The sequence below is a fragment of the Pseudoalteromonas sp. L1 genome (assembly GCF_021728095.1).
Lineage (GTDB): Bacteria > Pseudomonadota > Gammaproteobacteria > Enterobacterales > Alteromonadaceae > Pseudoalteromonas.
The window spans coordinates 12,276-28,727 of the sequence record NZ_JAKKCT010000001.1 but is presented as its reverse complement, the minus strand read 5'-3'; the positions used below and the strand labels follow the sequence as shown (position 1 = coordinate 28,727).

At 41.1% G+C, this 16,452-nt stretch carries 13 protein-coding genes; 3 read left to right on the top strand and 10 right to left on the bottom strand.

Annotation, left to right across the window (positions count from 1 at the left end):
- Window positions 1-7 precede the first annotated feature (7 nt).
- From phoR to epd, 6 genes are all read right to left on the bottom strand, one after another.
- Window positions 8-1,339 carry a phosphate regulon sensor histidine kinase PhoR gene (gene phoR / locus L3V38_RS00105; RefSeq protein WP_237118005.1) on the bottom strand — a complete coding sequence of 444 codons (1,332 nt, stop codon included), beginning with the start codon at window positions 1,337-1,339 and terminating at the stop codon, window positions 8-10.
- A 53-nt stretch (window positions 1,340-1,392) separates the two neighbouring features.
- Complete coding sequence (gene phoB / locus L3V38_RS00100) at window positions 1,393-2,082, bottom strand: phosphate regulon transcriptional regulator PhoB (RefSeq protein WP_130149560.1); 690 nt, start codon at window positions 2,080-2,082, stop codon at window positions 1,393-1,395.
- 145 nt (window positions 2,083-2,227) lie between these two features.
- Window positions 2,228-3,178 carry a porin gene (locus L3V38_RS00095; protein ID WP_130149559.1) on the bottom strand — a complete coding sequence of 317 codons (951 nt, stop codon included), beginning with the start codon at window positions 3,176-3,178 and terminating at the stop codon, window positions 2,228-2,230.
- 398 nt (window positions 3,179-3,576) lie between these two features.
- Window positions 3,577-4,641, bottom strand: a complete 1,065-nt coding sequence (gene fba, locus L3V38_RS00090) for a class II fructose-bisphosphate aldolase (RefSeq protein ID WP_062569512.1) — start codon at window positions 4,639-4,641, stop codon at window positions 3,577-3,579.
- Between the two features lie 207 nt (window positions 4,642-4,848).
- On the bottom strand, window positions 4,849-6,024 hold the full coding sequence (locus tag L3V38_RS00085; protein WP_130149558.1) for a phosphoglycerate kinase: 1,176 nt from the start codon (window positions 6,022-6,024) through the stop codon (window positions 4,849-4,851).
- A 42-nt stretch (window positions 6,025-6,066) separates the two neighbouring features.
- Complete coding sequence (gene epd / locus L3V38_RS00080; RefSeq protein ID WP_130149557.1) at window positions 6,067-7,083, bottom strand: erythrose-4-phosphate dehydrogenase; 1,017 nt, start codon at window positions 7,081-7,083, stop codon at window positions 6,067-6,069.
- A 372-nt stretch (window positions 7,084-7,455) separates the two neighbouring features.
- On the opposite strand from epd, the gene L3V38_RS00075 reads away from it, so the two are divergent.
- A complete protein-coding gene (locus L3V38_RS00075) occupies window positions 7,456-7,740 on the top strand; it encodes a DUF1778 domain-containing protein (RefSeq protein WP_237118004.1) in 285 nt (94 codons plus the stop codon).
- Window positions 7,737-8,015, top strand: a complete 279-nt coding sequence (locus L3V38_RS00070; RefSeq protein ID WP_130149556.1) for a type II toxin-antitoxin system RelE/ParE family toxin — start codon at window positions 7,737-7,739, stop codon at window positions 8,013-8,015. Before L3V38_RS00075 ends, L3V38_RS00070 begins: the two co-directional genes overlap by 4 nt.
- Before the next feature lie 24 nt (window positions 8,016-8,039).
- Here L3V38_RS00070 and L3V38_RS00065 read toward each other — a convergent pair whose 3' ends face one another.
- The 4 genes from L3V38_RS00065 to L3V38_RS00050 form a co-directional block, all read right to left on the bottom strand.
- Window positions 8,040-8,663 (bottom strand): 3'-5' exonuclease, encoded by a 624-nt coding sequence (locus tag L3V38_RS00065; protein WP_237118003.1) that lies wholly within the window; start codon window positions 8,661-8,663, stop codon window positions 8,040-8,042.
- A 9-nt stretch (window positions 8,664-8,672) separates the two neighbouring features.
- The gene (locus tag L3V38_RS00060) at window positions 8,673-10,511 is read right to left on the bottom strand and encodes a DUF294 nucleotidyltransferase-like domain-containing protein (protein WP_237118002.1); all 1,839 of its coding nucleotides are present in this window, start codon (window positions 10,509-10,511) and stop codon (window positions 8,673-8,675) included.
- Window positions 10,512-10,628: 117 nt separating this feature from the next.
- A complete protein-coding gene (locus L3V38_RS00055; protein ID WP_130149553.1) occupies window positions 10,629-12,353 on the bottom strand; it encodes a sodium:solute symporter family protein in 1,725 nt (574 codons plus the stop codon).
- Window positions 12,354-12,363: 10 nt separating this feature from the next.
- Window positions 12,364-12,627 (bottom strand): DUF4212 domain-containing protein, encoded by a 264-nt coding sequence (locus tag L3V38_RS00050; RefSeq protein WP_004586074.1) that lies wholly within the window; start codon window positions 12,625-12,627, stop codon window positions 12,364-12,366.
- 384 nt (window positions 12,628-13,011) lie between these two features.
- Here L3V38_RS00050 and L3V38_RS00045 point away from each other — a divergent pair, with 384 nt between their 5' ends.
- Complete coding sequence (locus tag L3V38_RS00045) at window positions 13,012-16,452, top strand: PAS-domain containing protein (RefSeq protein WP_237118001.1); 3,441 nt, start codon at window positions 13,012-13,014, stop codon at window positions 16,450-16,452.

Genomic DNA, 16,452 nt, shown 5'->3' with positions numbered 1-16,452 from the left:
GACACTTTTATGACTTTGAGTTATTTTCTGAAGAGCCTAGCAAACGAACAACTTTATCGCTGCCAAATGCAAACGAAAACGTTGAACCTTCACCGAGTTTACTTTTAATATCTAGGTGACTATCGTGACGTGTAAGCACGTGTTTTGTAATGGCTAAACCTAAGCCTGAGCCACCAGTCGTACGACTACGCGCCTTATCAACACGATAAAACCGTTCGGTTAAACGATTAATGTGTTCACTGGCAATACCATCACCATTATCCGTCACACTAAACGCAGCCAGATTATTTTTTAGCTGCCAATTAACCACTATTTTCCCACCAGGCTTGGTATAGTGAATAGCATTAAAAACTAAGTTTGAGAATGCGCTGCGTAGCTCATCCTCAGCACCTTTAATATCCAGAGTTTCATCCACATTAAATATGAGCTCATGGCCTTTGTCTTGATTAAGTGACTTAGCTTCGGTTTGAATATAGATAAGTAACTGCGGCACATTCACAGGCTTGTCGTTATCTTGACGACGCGCCCCTTCAATACGCGACAGTGAAAGTAATTGATTGACCAAACTATCCATACGCTTACATTGTTCAAGCATGGTTGTTTGTGCTTTTTCCCACATAGCCGGTGGCGGTAATGTGTCAGCATCAAGCATTTCCAAATAACCAGTCACAACAGTGAGTGGTGTACGCAATTCGTGAGACACATTAGCCACAAAATCTTTACGCATCTGCTCAAGTTGCTTTAAGCGGGTGACATCACGTACCACCATCATCAGCTGTGAACTTGCATAGGGCATAACACGAAACTCTAGCGTTTGATCATAGCTATGGCCACCATCCAGTTCGAGCGGTTCATCAAAACACGCTTTATGCATGTACTTTGCAAATTTAGGATCGCGAATAAGATTATCTAAACGTTGTCCGTGATCGGTTGGCCACTGCAAACCTAATACCTTAAGTGCCAATTGATTACACCAGATAATGCTAAGGTCTTTTTGTAACACCACCACTGCATCTGGAACGGCTTCTGCCCCGTCACGAAAACGACGAATTAAATCAGCCAGCTCATTACGTTTTTTACGATTACGATGTTGTAAATGGTAGATCCCTTCAAAGACCTGCTCCCACGCTCCCTCCCCTTCAGGTGGGTTAAAACTACGTTGATTTAGGAGCCAATCGCTAAGGCGATATAATTGATGATAGTGCCAAATTAGTAGTGCAAAAGAGCCTAAAAATAAAAGCAAAAAAGGCGCACCAACTAGTACGCCAACTAATAACAAGGGTAAGAAATACATAAACAGGCGTTTTGCTAACGCCTGTTTATTGACTACTCGATACATACACTCACTTAACCTTAAGTATGTAAATTAGCTAACTGTTGTCGGCTAAGGCACTATAATTTACTAGAAAAACGATAGCCTGCACCGCGAACGGTTTGCACCAAACGGTCATGTCCAAGTGGTGCAATCGCTTTGCGTAAACGACGAATGTGCACATCAACAGTACGGTCTTCTACATATACATTTGTTCCCCATACATGATCAAGTAATTGCTCACGGCTGTAAACACGTTCTGGATGAGTCATAAAAAAGTGAAGTAATCTAAACTCAGTCGGACCCATATCTAATTCACTCCCTTGTGATGTAACGCGGTGTGAAATTGGGTCGAGGCGTAAACCATGTACTTCAATGGCTTCTTCTAAAGAAGTAGGAGACACTCGGCGAATAACCGCTTTGATACGCGCCATGAGCTCTTTAGGAGAAAATGGTTTAGTTACATAATCGTCAGCACCCACTTCAAGACCACGCACTTTATCTTCTTCTTCTCCACGTGCTGTCAGCATAATAATGGGGATTTGACGCGTATATTCGTTTTGCTTGAATTTTTTAGCAATTTGAATACCACTCCCACCTGGTAACATCCAATCTAATAAAACCATATCAGGGTATGGCTCAACCATCGCTTCAATGGCAGAGTCGTAATCTTCTGCTTCAATTGCTTGAAAACCATTTTGCTCTAAAACAAAAACCAGCATCTCTCTGATAGGTGCTTCGTCATCGACGACTAGTACTTTACGTGACATTCCAATTTATCTCTTTCGTTAGCGAACTGGTTTCATTATTATGACTAAGTATGACATTTTTATGAAAGTCTAACGAGTAATTCAAAAAGTACCAAAAAATCAAAGTATAAATCTGTATTTTTTAACTTTAAATGAGCTTTAATAACTAAAAGTCATACCTCAATGTGACAGCTAGATGGTCTTGATCGGCGTTATTATCTAGTGAGAATTGCGTATACCACATGTACATCCTTGCCTGTTTTGACAAACTTCGTTCAATACCAATAGACGTACCGGTGCCTGAATCTTTTAACTTACCAAACTCACCTTCCGCATCTTGATATTGCGCTAGTAACTTATATTTATTTAGCTTATAGGAAGCGCTAAATAGAAAGCCATCTTCACTATCAGAGTCTGATATTTTTTCACTTTGTTGGTACATTCCACCTAACGTGAAATCACCTAACTTACCTTGTGCAGTAAACCGTGTGGTGTCATAACCTGCCACTTTGCTGTCGTGGGCTACACTAACGAAAAAAGGTGTCTTTTTAAATTTACTGTCGCCGTACATGAGTGCTGCAGATACGCCTGTTTCATCTTTTTGCTTTGAGTTATCTTCGGCAATATAGGTGACCACAAATTGCATATTTCCAACAACAGGCGAGTTGTAATGAAGTACATCTCCAAGGCGGTTTTCACCATTAAAAAGGGCTTTTACATCACCATTAAAATCATTCATTAAATCGATTTTTCCCTGTGATACTTTTAGCGCGGTATCGTGACGCCCTGCGACTATTTGTCCATAACGCCCTTGCAAGCCGACATACTGATTACGTGCTGTAATATTTTCTTCTGTTTTGCCATCACTATCTTGATCAGCGGCATTTACAGCAAACTCAAACTTATAGATAGCTTTAAAACCATCACTAATATCACCGCTTCCTTTAATTCCTATGCGAGAGCTGTAACTCTCAACGGAAGTGTCACTCCCCTCCCCTGTGTCACTATTTGCAATACCTAAATGGGCTCGGCCATAAATATCAATCGCCTCGGCTGCACTATCAAAAGAAAATAAGCATATAGCAAAGCTCGACAACATAATGACTGGTTTGTTCATAGGACGATCCTTAATTTAAGCAGTAACTTAAAAATCGAACATAAACTGTTATTGGTCAAGATATAAGCAAATATTTAATATAAATATTTCAGATCACTGATCTACTAACTGAAACAGATCAGGATCAGGTTTTTACTAAGTTGATCAGTTTCAGATCAATTTTATACTTACATATCAGGCTAACTTATTGATTTAATGTTAAGGCTCTTAGTATTTCGTTTAAAAGCTGAGCAGAGAACAGGCTGAGATCAGTATTGAACTAGTAAAATAATGATCTGTGTAGTTTAAGGTTAGTAAAACGCTGATCCTAACAAGCTTGAGTAAGTAAATCGCTGATCCAACTTGATCAAGACAATAAAAAGCCGGCATAGAAGCCGGCTTTATTCAATTAGTATCAATTACTTAATTTTTGGATCGAGCTCACCTGATAAATACTTAAGGTGCATATCATCTAAAGAAATAGCTTTGATCTTACTTGCTTGTCCAGCAGTACCGAATGACTCATAACGCGCTACACAGATCTCTGTCATAGCTTTGGTTGCTTCAGCTAAGTATTTACGTGGATCAAAGTTAGCAGGGTTTAAAGCTAAGTGACGACGAATCGCACCTGTTGATGCTAAACGAAGGTCGGTATCAATATTAACTTTACGAACACCGTATTTAATACCTTCGATGATCTGCTCTACTGGTACGCCATAGGTTTCAGGAATTTCGCCACCGTATTGGTTAATAACTTCTAACCACTCTTGTGGCACTGAAGACGATCCATGCATTACTAAGTGAGTATTTGGGATACGCGCGTGAATTTCTTTAATACGATCAATCGCTAAAATATCGTCTGTAGGCGGACGAGTAAATTTATACGCACCATGTGATGTACCACATGCAATAGCAAGTGCATCTACATGTGTTTTACGAACGAAGTCAGCCGCTTCTTCAGGATCAGTTAGCATTTGCTCTGTAGAAAGTTTACCTTCTGCACCTACGCCATCTTCTTCACCTGCTTCACCTGTTTCAAGCGAGCCTAAAACACCTAGCTCGCCTTCCACAGACACACCGCAAGCATGTGCCATTTCAACTGTTTGACGTGTTACATCAACGTTGTATTCGTAGCTTGAAGGTGTTTTACCATCAGACATTAATGAGCCATCCATCATCACTGATGAAAAACCTAACTGAATTGAGCGCTGACAAACACCTGGTGAAGTACCGTGATCTTGGTGCATTACAACTGGAATATGAGGCCATTCTTCAACGGCTGCTAAAATCATATGACGAATGAAAGGGGCACCGGCATAAGCACGTGCGCCAGCAGAACCTTGTACAATTACTGGGCTGTTTGTTTTATCAGCCGCTTCCATAATTGCACGCATTTGCTCTTGGTTGTTAACGTTAAACGCAGGAACGCCGTAACCATTTTCAGCTGCATGATCAAGAAGTTGTCGCATACTGATTAAAGCCATTTGGTATTCTCCAAATTGTATCGACAGTAGTTTCCTACTATCTAGTTTGAACGGATATGTTAGTTTTTGATGCATCACTGCATCACGGAAAGCCACAGCATTTACTATCGCTGACCGTTATAGCTGAAAATAAAATGAAGGTGAGAGGTATTTTATTAACAGCTAACCAGCATAACCAGACGACTGATTATGCTGGCTTCGCACTAATTACTTAGCACGTTCTTCAAGCATAGCAACCGCTGGCAGCTTTTTCCCTTCTAAAAACTCAAGGAATGCACCACCACCAGTTGAAATATAAGATACTTTATCGGCAATGCCGTATTTATCAATTGCTGCAAGCGTATCACCGCCACCCGCAATTGAGAACGCATTTGAATTTGCAATCGCATCAGCAATAGCACGAGTGCCGTTACCAAATTGGTCAAATTCAAATACACCAACAGGGCCATTCCACACAACAGTGCCAGCTTTAGCAATAATATCTGCAAGCTGCTTTGCTGTATCAGGACCAATATCGAAGATCATATCTTCGTCTGTTACTTCATTAACATCTTTTAATGTTGCAACCGCTGACTCTGAAAACTCATTACCAACAACAACATCAGTTGGTACCGGAATTTCACCGTTATTTGCTTTTGCCGCTGCACTTAATTTGTTTGCTTCATCAATTAAATCAGCTTCAAATAAAGATTTACCTACAGGATGTCCTGCTGCTGCGATGAAGGTATTAGCGATACCGCCACCCGTTACAAGCTGGTCAACGACTGTAGATAATGAATCAAGTACAGTTAACTTAGTCGATACTTTAGAACCACCTACAATCGCCACTAAAGGACGTGCTGGGTTATCAAGCGCTTTACCTAGTGCATCTAGCTCTGCCGCAAGTAGTGGACCTGCACATGCAACATCAGCAAATAAACCCACACCGTGAGTAGATGCTTGCGCACGGTGAGCCGTACCAAATGCATCCATTACGTATACATCACATAATGCAGCGAGCTTTTTAGACAGTGCTTCGTCATTTTTCTTTTCGCCCACGTTAAAACGCACGTTTTCGAAAACAACCACTTCATTATCAGCAACGTCTACGCCTTCTAAGTAGTCTTTTTCAAGACGCACAGTTTGCTCAAGGGCATCATTTAAATAATCGACCACTGGGGCAAGTGAAAATGCTTCATCATATTCCCCTTCCGTAGGGCGGCCAAGGTGTGACATCACCATTACTTTAGCGCCTTTTTCTAACGCTAATTTGATAGTAGGTAATGCTGCACGGATACGTGCATCAGAGGTCACTTTACCTTCTTTAACAGGCACATTTAAATCTTCACGAATTAACACGCGTTTGCCGTTTAAATCTAAATCTGCCATTTTAATGACCGACATGGACTTCTCCTTAGTTAACGATACTAATATTATATTTATAAATTATTGACTTATAGCCACCATCGCACGCGCAGTATCGAGCATACGATTTGCAAAACCCCACTCATTATCGCACCACACCAACAACTTTATCAGTCGTTTATGACTAACACGTGTCTGTGTGCCGTCTATGATACAAGAATGTGGGTCATGATTAAAATCTACCGACACCAAAGGCTCTTCAGTGTAACTTAAAATACCTTCAAGACGGTCTTTAGCTGCCAGTTTAAGTGCTTGATTAACAGCCGCTAAATCAACATCAGAATTAACGGTAACACTCAAATCCATAGCCGTCACATTGATTGTAGGCACACGCACTGCAATGGCTTCAAAGCGACTATGAAACTTAGGTAGTATACGCTCAATACCGCGAGCAAGTTTTGTATCTACCGGAATAATAGACTGGCTAGCTGCGCGTGTACGACGTAAATCATGATGATATGCATCAATCACTTGTTGGTCATGCATCGACGCATGAATGGTCGTAATTGCCCCAGATTCAATTGAAAATGCGTCATCTAATACTTTGATAACTGGCACAATACAGTTAGTCGTGCATGAGCCATTAGAAACGATAGTATGCTCTGCTTTTAATTCATCGTCATTAATGCCATATACTATGGTGGCATCAACATCGGCATCAGCTGGCTGCGAAAATAATACTTTTTTTGCACCGGCATTTATGTGTAGCTCAGCATGCTCTCGTGAGTGATATACTCCTGTGCATTCAAGCACTACATCAATATCAAGGGTTTGCCAAGGCAACTCAGCGGGGTTTTCTTCAGCAAACAGTGCTATAGAATCATTAGCGACTGTTAGCGTATCTTCACCTAGATTAACAGGAAATGAAAAACGACCATGAGATGTATCGTATTTAAGGAGATGGGCAATGCCCTTTGGGTCGGCTAGTTCATTTATAGCGACAATTTTAATCTGATCTTCAAGCCCTGATTCGTACAAAGCACGGACGATGTTGCGCCCAATCCGACCAAAACCGTTAATTGCAAGTTTGATTGCCATGAAGAAGAAAATCCACTCTAGTTGCTTGCAGATAAAGGCAGCTGCCTTTTAGATGGCGGTATTGTAATCGACCTTTGAAGTTTTTATAAGAGGTCAGCAAAAATAAAAATTGCTTAGCATGTTTTAGATGGCGCAGTTTTGGTAATCGACCTTTGAAGTTTTTATAAGAGGGCGAGGTAAATAAAACTACTTTAACAACCCTAGATGGCACAATTTTGGTAATCGACCTGAAGAGTTTATAAGAGGGCCAAGTAAAAAGAATTTCTTCGTTAGTAAATTACCACTCACCTTAACTCTAATTAAAAAGTAAGTTAGTTGCCCAACCCTCACTCTAGTGCTAACATTTGTACACACAAAAATCAGGAGTCTAGCATGGATACCAGAATTCAATTTCGAGTTGATGAAGAAACTAAACGACTTGCTCAGCAAATGGCACAAAGCCAAGGTAAAACACTTAGTGATGCTTGTAGAGAGCTCACAGAGCAATTAGCTGAACAGCAAAGAAAATCGCTGTCTCACGACGCTTGGTTAACAGAGCAAGTAAATCAAGCTTTCGATAAATATGAGGCTGGTGAAAGTACTTTTATCGACAACAAAACTGCTAAATCCCGCATGGCTGAGCGTAAAGAAAAAATACGCAATAGAGGCAATCTATGATCCTATGGGAAGATGAATCTTTAAATGATCGTGAAAAAATCTTCGACTATCTTTATCACTTTAACCCAAGTGCTGCAGACAAAACCGATGAGCTCATCGAAGCTAAGGTAGAAAATTTATTAGCTCAGCCTTTGATGGGCGTAGAGCGTACAGGCATCAAAGGGCGACTGCTCATTATCCTTGAAATCTCGATGATTATTTCCTATTGGGTCGAGGATGGCATAATACGTGTCATGCGTGTTCTACATAAAAAACAAAAATTCCCTCAAGATTAACCCTTTTCAAGTAACGCCTTCTAATCAAACCAACTCCCCTACTTTCAGTGCTTTGCCACGACTGATTTGATGGCACTGCGCTAAGAATAACTCGGCAGTCGCCATGGCATCCGTAAGGGCATGGTGCGAGCTGTAATGGGGTAAGTTGTAACGTTTGCGACATTCGCTAAGTGTTAAATCATCATGGCCAATTTCATGGCCTTGTTTATGGAGGCGCTTTTTTTCAATCACAAAGGTATCAAGAATCAGACGCGCTTTCGCCTTTAAACCAAACTTACGACACGCTTGCTTTAAAAACCCCCAATCCAACGCCGCATTATGAAATACTAAAATACAGTCATCAAAGTACTGATGTAAGTTAGTCACAATCACTTCTAGGCTTTCGCCTGTATCTATATCTTGCTTAGCAATACCGTGATAAATCGGGCTTTGCTCTAAACTTTGCACGTCTTTATTTATTAAGTGCTGAGCGCCGCTGAGTTTAATACATTGATCTTCTATCATCACCCACGCCACAGAGACGATTTCATGCTTGCGAGGGTCAAGACCTGTTAATTCCATATCGATCACAATGTAGCGTTCTTTATAGGCATTAGACGCCAATAATTGCTTGCGTGCTAAATACCGACTTAACCAGCGTTTTACCATTGTGATCTCCTATAAACTTCCGCGAGCAAATTTAAAGGCAGCAGCTTGCTGTGCTTGTTTAACCAAGTAAAACGCTTCTTTTAATTGGTGACGCTCTAGGGAGTTTAAGGCATTCGGGTTAATGCAGTTACTCGGTAGGCCTTCTTCATTTATTTGCGTGCCTAGGCGCAGCTGCGTTAAAAAACGCCAGCAATCTTTTAGGTTATACAAGTCATTTTTGTTGAGTAATGCAAACTTCATTAAGGCATCGATTCGCTCTTGCGTATTAGCCCGCTGAATACCTGCTTTGAGAGAATATAAACGCACTATGTCGTTGATGATCACCACACCACGTTTTTTTAAATCAAGGTATTTATGCTGCTTGTCATCTTTTTCTAGCTTAAATTGATTAAACAATCCGATTGGTACAGGTGTATTTTTAATATCACTGGCCATAGCCGCATAGAATAAGTCATTTTTAGAAATACGTTTTAATTGTTCACAGAAGCTTGCATATAAGGTTGTTGAGCCTTCAATAAACCGTAAATCAAAAAATATTTTGCAATTGAGCATGGCCTCTGGCGTGGGTGAGGTAATCCATTTATAGAATTTTTCAGTCCATGCACTTATACCCATTCTGCACTGTGGGTTACTCGCCATAATATTACCTGGGCAACGTTTAATACCGCACTCAGTCAACTGCTCACATACAAATTCGCCCATACGCCTGAAGTAATCTTGCTGCTGTTCAGTTAAACCATCAGGCAACAGTAAGCCATTGTCTTGATCTGAATGCAGGGTTTGTTCTTCGCGGGCCTGCGAGCCAAAACAAATAAAGCTAAAGCTGGTTGGCGCAGCACCATTATCTTCTTGAAACAAACGAATTAAGCGCGAGGTCAAGGCATCGGTTAAACCACTTAATAATTTACCAATCAGTGAAATATCATCGATATTATTCGAAAAACCTTTTAATAAGCTCGGAATTTCTTGCGAGTAGCGTTTTAAGTCAACCACACTATGCGCTTTATAAATACGACCAATCAGTTGCACAGGGTCACTTTTTTGCTGGCGCAATAAATCAGTGCTGGTTAGCATACCCAATGGTTTATGGTGCTCATCAAGCACAGGTAAATGATGGATATTGTATTTGAGCATCAAGTGTAACGCTGAAAACACCCGATTATTCTCAAAGATAAACTTTGGTTTAGCAGTCATAATACTGCTGACAGACTCTTGTGGGTCAACCTCATCGGCTAATACGCGATTACGCAAGTCTCTGTCTGTAACGACCCCCACTAAACGCTCATTTTCTGTGAGCATAATCGACGAGACACCCTGTTTTTTCATTTTCTTAGCGATTTGTCGAATGCTTGCATCAGGCGCTGAGATGACTGCTTTTCGATTCATCAACTCCGCTATTTTCTTTTCAGACCAACTCTCATTTTGACTCTTATAGTGAGATGAAAGCAGGCGATTCTTGTGAGCTCGCACAAAGTATTGCTCAAATACTTTGTATTCACGACGCAAATAGTCAAATGCCGCTTGGCCTAACATGTAGACAATGCCTTCCTTTTGCACAGAAATACTATTTTGAATGGCCTCGCCTGTTAGCAATGAGGGAAAGCCAAAGTAATCGCCAGCTGCCAACTTAGCAATCACATCGCCTTTTGCATCAACCAAATCGTAATCACCAGAGCGAATCAAAAACAACTTTGGATTTTCTGAGCTTAACCACTGATTTTGATTCTCACGGGTAAGGTAAATAATATCGAGATGGTTAACAAAGTACTCGCAGGCAGCCATATCAAGCTGATTAAAGGGGGTTTGCTGCATCACAAATTGGGCGACTTCCTGTTGCTCGGTATTCATGGTCATTCTCGCTATTTGATGGGGCAATATCTACACTACTCCCGTTTTAAATAAATAAAAAGCCCGACTTAAGTCGGGCTTTTAACCTTCAAGAGTGTGTTCTTATAAATGGCATTTTTAGTGCGCGTGTGCTGCGCTCGAACCTTTCGGGTTACGAATACCTTCAACCATTTCTTGGATTTCAACTGGCGTTTCAGCCGTTAGTTTAAGTACGATACCTGCCACTACAAAGTTAACAATCATACCAACTAGACCAATCCCCTCAGGAGAGATACCAAATAACCAGTGTGCAGGCGCATTTAACTCAGGGCTTACGAACTTGAAGTAGATAATATAAGCCGCAGTGAAAGTAATCCCTGTCACCATACCCGCAATTGCACCTTCTTTATTCATCTTCTTAGAGAAGATACCCATGATTATAGCTGGGAAGAAGCTCGCCGCTGCTAAGCCGAATGCAAAGGCAACAACCGAGGCCACAAATCCTGGCGGGTTAATACCAAAGTAAGCTGAGATCACAATCGCTATCATTGCCGCTAATCGCGCTGCAAGGAGCTCTTGTTTGTCACTAATATCTGGTTTTAAGGTACGTTTTAATAAGTCATGGGATACCGAGGTCGAGATTACCAATAGTAAGCCTGCAGTTGTTGATAGCGCTGCTGCGATACCACCCGCTGCAACTAATGCAATCACCCATGCCGGTAAGTCTGCAATTTCAGGGTTTGCAAGTACCATGATGTCGCGGTCAACATTCACTTCATTAGCGCTGTTTGGATCATCAATCTTACCTGCTGAGTAGAACATTTTGCCATCACCATTTTTATCATTAAAGGTAATAAGGCCTGTTCTTTCCCAGTTTTTAACCCACGCTGGCGCTTCAGCATACTCTGTACCGCTTCCATCTTTACCATTAATTGTATCGATCATGTTTACACGGGCAAACGATGCAACAGCAGGAGCCGTTGTATAAACAATAGCAATGAAAACAAGCGTCCATGCCGCTGAGATACGCGTGTCTTTCACACGAGGAACAGTAAAGAAACGAACAATTACGTGAGGTAGACCCGCAGTACCAACCATTAACGCACCTGTGATTGCGAATACATCAATCATGCTCTTCGAGCCTTCGGTATATTGCGCAAAGCCGAGTTCAGTACTGAGCCCATCAAGTTTATCAAGTACAAACTGTCCAGAGCCATCGCTAAGCGTTGCACCAAACCCTGTTTGTGGGAAGAAGTGACCCGTCATCATCATTGAAATGAAGATTGCTGGAACAAGGTAAGCAAATACCAGTACACAATACTGCGCTACTTGCGTATATGTAATGCCTTTCATCCCGCCTAATACAGCGTAGAAAAAAACAATCACCATGCCAATGTAAACACCGGTCTCAATATCAACTTCTAAAAAGCGAGAGAAAACCACACCTACACCACGCATTTGACCTGCAATGTATGTGAAGCAAATAAAGATAGCGCATAATATTGCCACAATACGTGCTGCTTGTGAGTAATAACGATCACCAATGAAATCTGGCACTGTAAACTTGCCAAACTTACGAAGGTAAGGCGCAAGACATAAAGCAAGAAGTACATAACCGCCTGTCCAACCCATTAGATATACACCACCATCATAACCCGCAAACGAGATGATACCCGCCATTGAGATAAACGATGCTGCACTCATCCAGTCAGCGGCCGTTGCCATACCATTGGCCAGTGGTGGAACACCGCCACCAGCAACATAGAATTCATTTGTTGACCCTGCACGGGCCCAGATTGCAATGCCGATGTAAAGCGCGAAGCTTAAACCGACAATAATAAACGTGAGTGTTTGAACATCCATTGCTTAGCTCCTATTCGTCTACGCCGTATTTTTTATCTAACGTATTCATTTTGAAAACGTAAACAAAAATCAAAGCAACAAAGGTGTAAATTGCGCCTTGCTGGGAGAACCAGAAGCCGAGTTTAAACCCAAAAAAACGTACTTCGTTCAGTACATCTACCAATAAAATGCCAAAACCAAATGAGACGACAAACCACACTGCTAACAGTTTAAATAGCAGTGAAATATTTTCCGCCCAATAAGCTTTTGCTTGTTCTTCATCTTTAAAAGCCATTTTTATCCCCTTATACATTACCAATGTAATGAGTGGTATTAGTTGTCATAAACTAAGTTAGCAAGGGTTCAGCAATATGGAATTGATACCATAGTCGTAACAACCAGTTTACGTTTACGTAAACTGCAAAATCGCATTTGTAAACAACCAGTAAAAAGCAATATTTAACAAAGAGTTAACCTGTAATTATAAATCTGCGAAATACTGAAAATAGCAAAAACGAATGATCTGCGACATTAGTCTAATAAAAATACAAAAAAACACTAAAGACAATATTTTTCAATAAGTTAAATATAAAACTTTGTATATAGAAAAAATCAACACATCGAAATTATTCATAATTCTGATAAGGTAGAGTTATTACAATAATTACTGAATTTAGACATGACAGCTGCGCTTATTTTTGTTGCACTCGCCTACATTGGCGTGTTGTTCTGGCTAGCTAACTGGGGGGATAAAACCACTCCATTAGCAAAACGTATTAGCCACCACCCCTTTGTATACTCATTCTCTTTAGGGATTTACTGTACATCTTGGACTTACTACGGCTCAGTGGGCACAGCTGCTACCAGTAGTTGGAACTACCTCCCTATTTTAATCGGTCCTGCGCTGCTGTTTTTCTTCGGTCAGGGCTTTTTACGTAAACTCGTTTTAGTCAGTAAAAAACAAAATATCACCACTATTGCCGACTTTATTTCAGCCCGCTATGGCAAACGTCAAACTACTGCAATTATGGTTACTATCATAGCCTTACTTGCGACTATTCCTTACATCGCTTTACAACTCAAAGCGCTTAGTAGCAGCTTTTTATTATTGCAAAATGACAGCCGTATTTCGGGTTCTATGCTGGCACTGTCGGCGACCTTAATCATGGCAATGTTTGCTATCTTTTTTGGCACACGAAAAGTGGATGTAACCGAATATCGCTCAGGGCTGATGCTCGCAGTTGCATTTGAATCTATGGTGAAATTACTGGCTTTAGTTGCCGTTGCGGGGCTTGCTTTATACACATTATTTAATTTAAGTACGTTGCAAGCCGAGCAATTAACAGGCTCTATTTGGCAGCATTGGCATAACTTTGATTTTCTGAGCTTCAATTTTATTGGCCAGTCTTTAATGGCCGCAGCCGCTATAATCTGTTTGCCAAGGCAATTTCATGTAACCGTCGTTGATAACCAAGACAAACGTCACCTTTATACGGCTCGTTGGGCGTTTCCACTTTACTTACTCTTAACGGCGGCAATGATTTTTCCGATTGCGACAGCGGCTATTCATCCAGGCATTGGTAGTGGCTTTTCACCCGATAGCTTTGTGTTAGCACTGCCTTTAATACATGAAAATGCGTTTTTAACCACCTTTGTGTTTATTGGCGGTTTATCTGCTGCAACAGCGATGATAGTGGTCGCTACACTGACCTTAAGTACCATGATCTCAAACGATGTGGTTTTACCTTTAATGTTGCGCCGTAAGTTTAAACGTAACCTCATAACAAGTAGTTATAAATCACAGATTTTACTTGTGAGACGCTTCACTATTGCTGGCATTTTGATCTTATCTTATTTCTACCAGCAATGGTTTGGCCATGGTAAAGCGCTAGCAAGTATGGGGTTGGTTGCCTTTTCACTGGTTTCACAATTACTGCCTGCTATCGTCGGCGGTCTATACTGGCGTAAAGGTCATGCTTATGGTGTTTATGCTGGTTTACTTGCAGGTGTTATTTGCTGGATTCTATTTTTAATGCTGCCTATTTTAGATGCGGGTAACAGCCTAGATGCCGAGTTACAGCAAACACTTATAACCCGAGGTACGCTAATCGCATTATTTGCGAATATCGGCTGCTACATTAGCTTTTCACTGGGTGCCGATGAGCGCTTAATAGATAAGATTCAAGCCGCTGCATTTGTAAACCCGAAAGAGCAAGCGGTATTTGCAAGACGCTTAAATAAGAACGTTAAAGCCACGGTGTACGACTTTAAAGTACTATTACAAACCTTCTTAGGTATTCAACGCAGTCAACAGGTACTTGCGCACTTTGCATTAAGCAATAAACTTGATGACAATAATGCTCACCCAGAGCCAGAGTTTATTGCCTATTGTGAGCGCGCTTTAACAGGCGTACTAGGCGCATCGTCTGCACAAGCACTTATTCATACTGTCGCCTCAGGGAAGCGCATGGCGTTTGAAGAGGTCGTCAATTTCTTTGACGAAACAACGCAAGCACTGCAATTTAATCAAAACCTGTTGTTCACCTCGCTTGAAAATCTCAGTCATGGCATTTCAGTTGTTGATAAAGAGCTCAACTTGGTTGCTTGGAATAAGCGCTACGCAGAAATGTTTCACTACCCCGAAGGCTTTTTGGAAGTAGGCCAAGCGATTGAAGAGGTGATCCGTTATAACGCAGAACGCGGAGAGTGCGGCCCTGGCGAAATAGAACGGCATGTAGAAAAACGTGTACAACACCTTAAAAATGGCAGCCCACATCACTTTATTCGTCATCGTCGTAATGGCCAAGTCTTTGAGATGATAGGTAACCCACTGCCTGATGGCGGGTTTGTGACCAGTTTTTCAGATATAACAGCGCATATTGAAACCCAAAACGCTCTTGAGGAAGTCAATATGGATCTTGAAAACCGTATCGAAGCACGAACGCAAGAAATTCGAACGATTAACAAAGATCTGCAAGCGCAAATTGACAGTCGTGTGCAAACTGAGCAAGCACTCACTTTGGCTAAAAAAGAAGCTGAGCAAGCTAATGATAGTAAAACTCGCTTTTTGGCACTGGCCAGTCACGATATTTTACAACCGCTTAATGCTGCTAGACTTTATTTAGCAGCCATTGATGATAAAACACTCTCGAGTAATAACTTAAATAATTTTGAAAAACTCGGTGCAAGTTTAGATTCAACCGTCCACCTAATGTCTGCATTACTTGAAATAGCTAAGTTAGAACAAGGTGCGATGACGCCAACTCCACGCCATTTTAGTATTGACGATATTCTTGCTCCGCTTAAAAATGAGTACGCAATTATGTCGAGCGAAAAAGGTTTGAAACTCACAGTACGCTCTACAGGGATCATTGTACATAGCGACATAACTTACCTACGCCGTATTATTCAAAACCTTGTTTCCAATGCAGTGAAGTACACCGATAAAGGAAGAGTATTAATTGCGTGCCGTAAACGAAAACATCATCTTCGTATTGAAGTATGGGATACAGGCCCTGGCATATCACAGTTGGAACAAGCAAAAATTTTCAAGGACTTTTATCGTATTGAAGCAGGTGACAATAAAGGGGTCGGTCTTGGCTTAGGCGTGGTAAAAAGAATGGCAGACTTACTGTCTTTACGCTTAGATGTAAGCTCAAACCTAGGTAAAGGAAGCCGCTTTAGTATTGAAGTCCCTTATGGAGAGAAACAATTTATACAACAAAAACAAACGCCGAAAAAAGGTATGGAAAGCCGCTCTGCTATGAATATTGTCGCGGTAGATGATGACCCTGAAAACCTTAATGCGATGGCAAGTCTTCTACAAAAGTGGCAAGCTAATTATCAATTATTCGATAACGTAAACGCGATAATGGCATATGCTAAAGATCATCGTGCCCCAGATGTAATCCTGATGGATTATCAGCTTGGTCACGACTGTGACGGCATTACGTTAATTAAAACATTACGTGAAATTTGGCAAAGCCCTGTTCCGGCAATCTTAATTACCGCTGTACGTGATGAAGCACTTAAACAACAAGCAAAAGCTGAGAACATCCACTATCTCAGCAAACCGGTAAAACCAGCGAAGTTAAAAGCACTGCTTAATCACAGTGCATAA

Bases quoted from the DNA above. Each gene is read 5' to 3' on its own strand.
- phoR (WP_237118005.1), bottom strand. From the start codon at position 1,339: ATGTATCGAGTAGTCAATAAACAGGCGTTAGCAAAACGCCTGTTTATG.
- phoB (WP_130149560.1), bottom strand. From the start codon at position 2,082: ATGTCACGTAAAGTACTAGTCGTCGATGACGAAGCACCTATCAGAGAG.
- L3V38_RS00095 (WP_130149559.1), bottom strand. From the start codon at position 3,178: ATGAACAAACCAGTCATTATGTTGTCGAGCTTTGCTATATGCTTATTT.
- fba (WP_062569512.1), bottom strand. From the start codon at position 4,641: ATGGCTTTAATCAGTATGCGACAACTTCTTGATCATGCAGCTGAAAAT.
- L3V38_RS00085 (WP_130149558.1), bottom strand. From the start codon at position 6,024: ATGTCGGTCATTAAAATGGCAGATTTAGATTTAAACGGCAAACGCGTG.
- epd (WP_130149557.1), bottom strand. From the start codon at position 7,083: ATGGCAATCAAACTTGCAATTAACGGTTTTGGTCGGATTGGGCGCAAC.
- L3V38_RS00075 (WP_237118004.1), top strand. From the start codon at position 7,456: ATGGATACCAGAATTCAATTTCGAGTTGATGAAGAAACTAAACGACTT.
- L3V38_RS00070 (WP_130149556.1), top strand. From the start codon at position 7,737: ATGATCCTATGGGAAGATGAATCTTTAAATGATCGTGAAAAAATCTTC.
- L3V38_RS00065 (WP_237118003.1), bottom strand. From the start codon at position 8,663: ATGGTAAAACGCTGGTTAAGTCGGTATTTAGCACGCAAGCAATTATTG.
- L3V38_RS00060 (WP_237118002.1), bottom strand. From the start codon at position 10,511: ATGAATACCGAGCAACAGGAAGTCGCCCAATTTGTGATGCAGCAAACC.
- L3V38_RS00055 (WP_130149553.1), bottom strand. From the start codon at position 12,353: ATGGATGTTCAAACACTCACGTTTATTATTGTCGGTTTAAGCTTCGCG.
- L3V38_RS00050 (WP_004586074.1), bottom strand. From the start codon at position 12,627: ATGGCTTTTAAAGATGAAGAACAAGCAAAAGCTTATTGGGCGGAAAAT.
- L3V38_RS00045 (WP_237118001.1), top strand. From the start codon at position 13,012: ATGACAGCTGCGCTTATTTTTGTTGCACTCGCCTACATTGGCGTGTTG.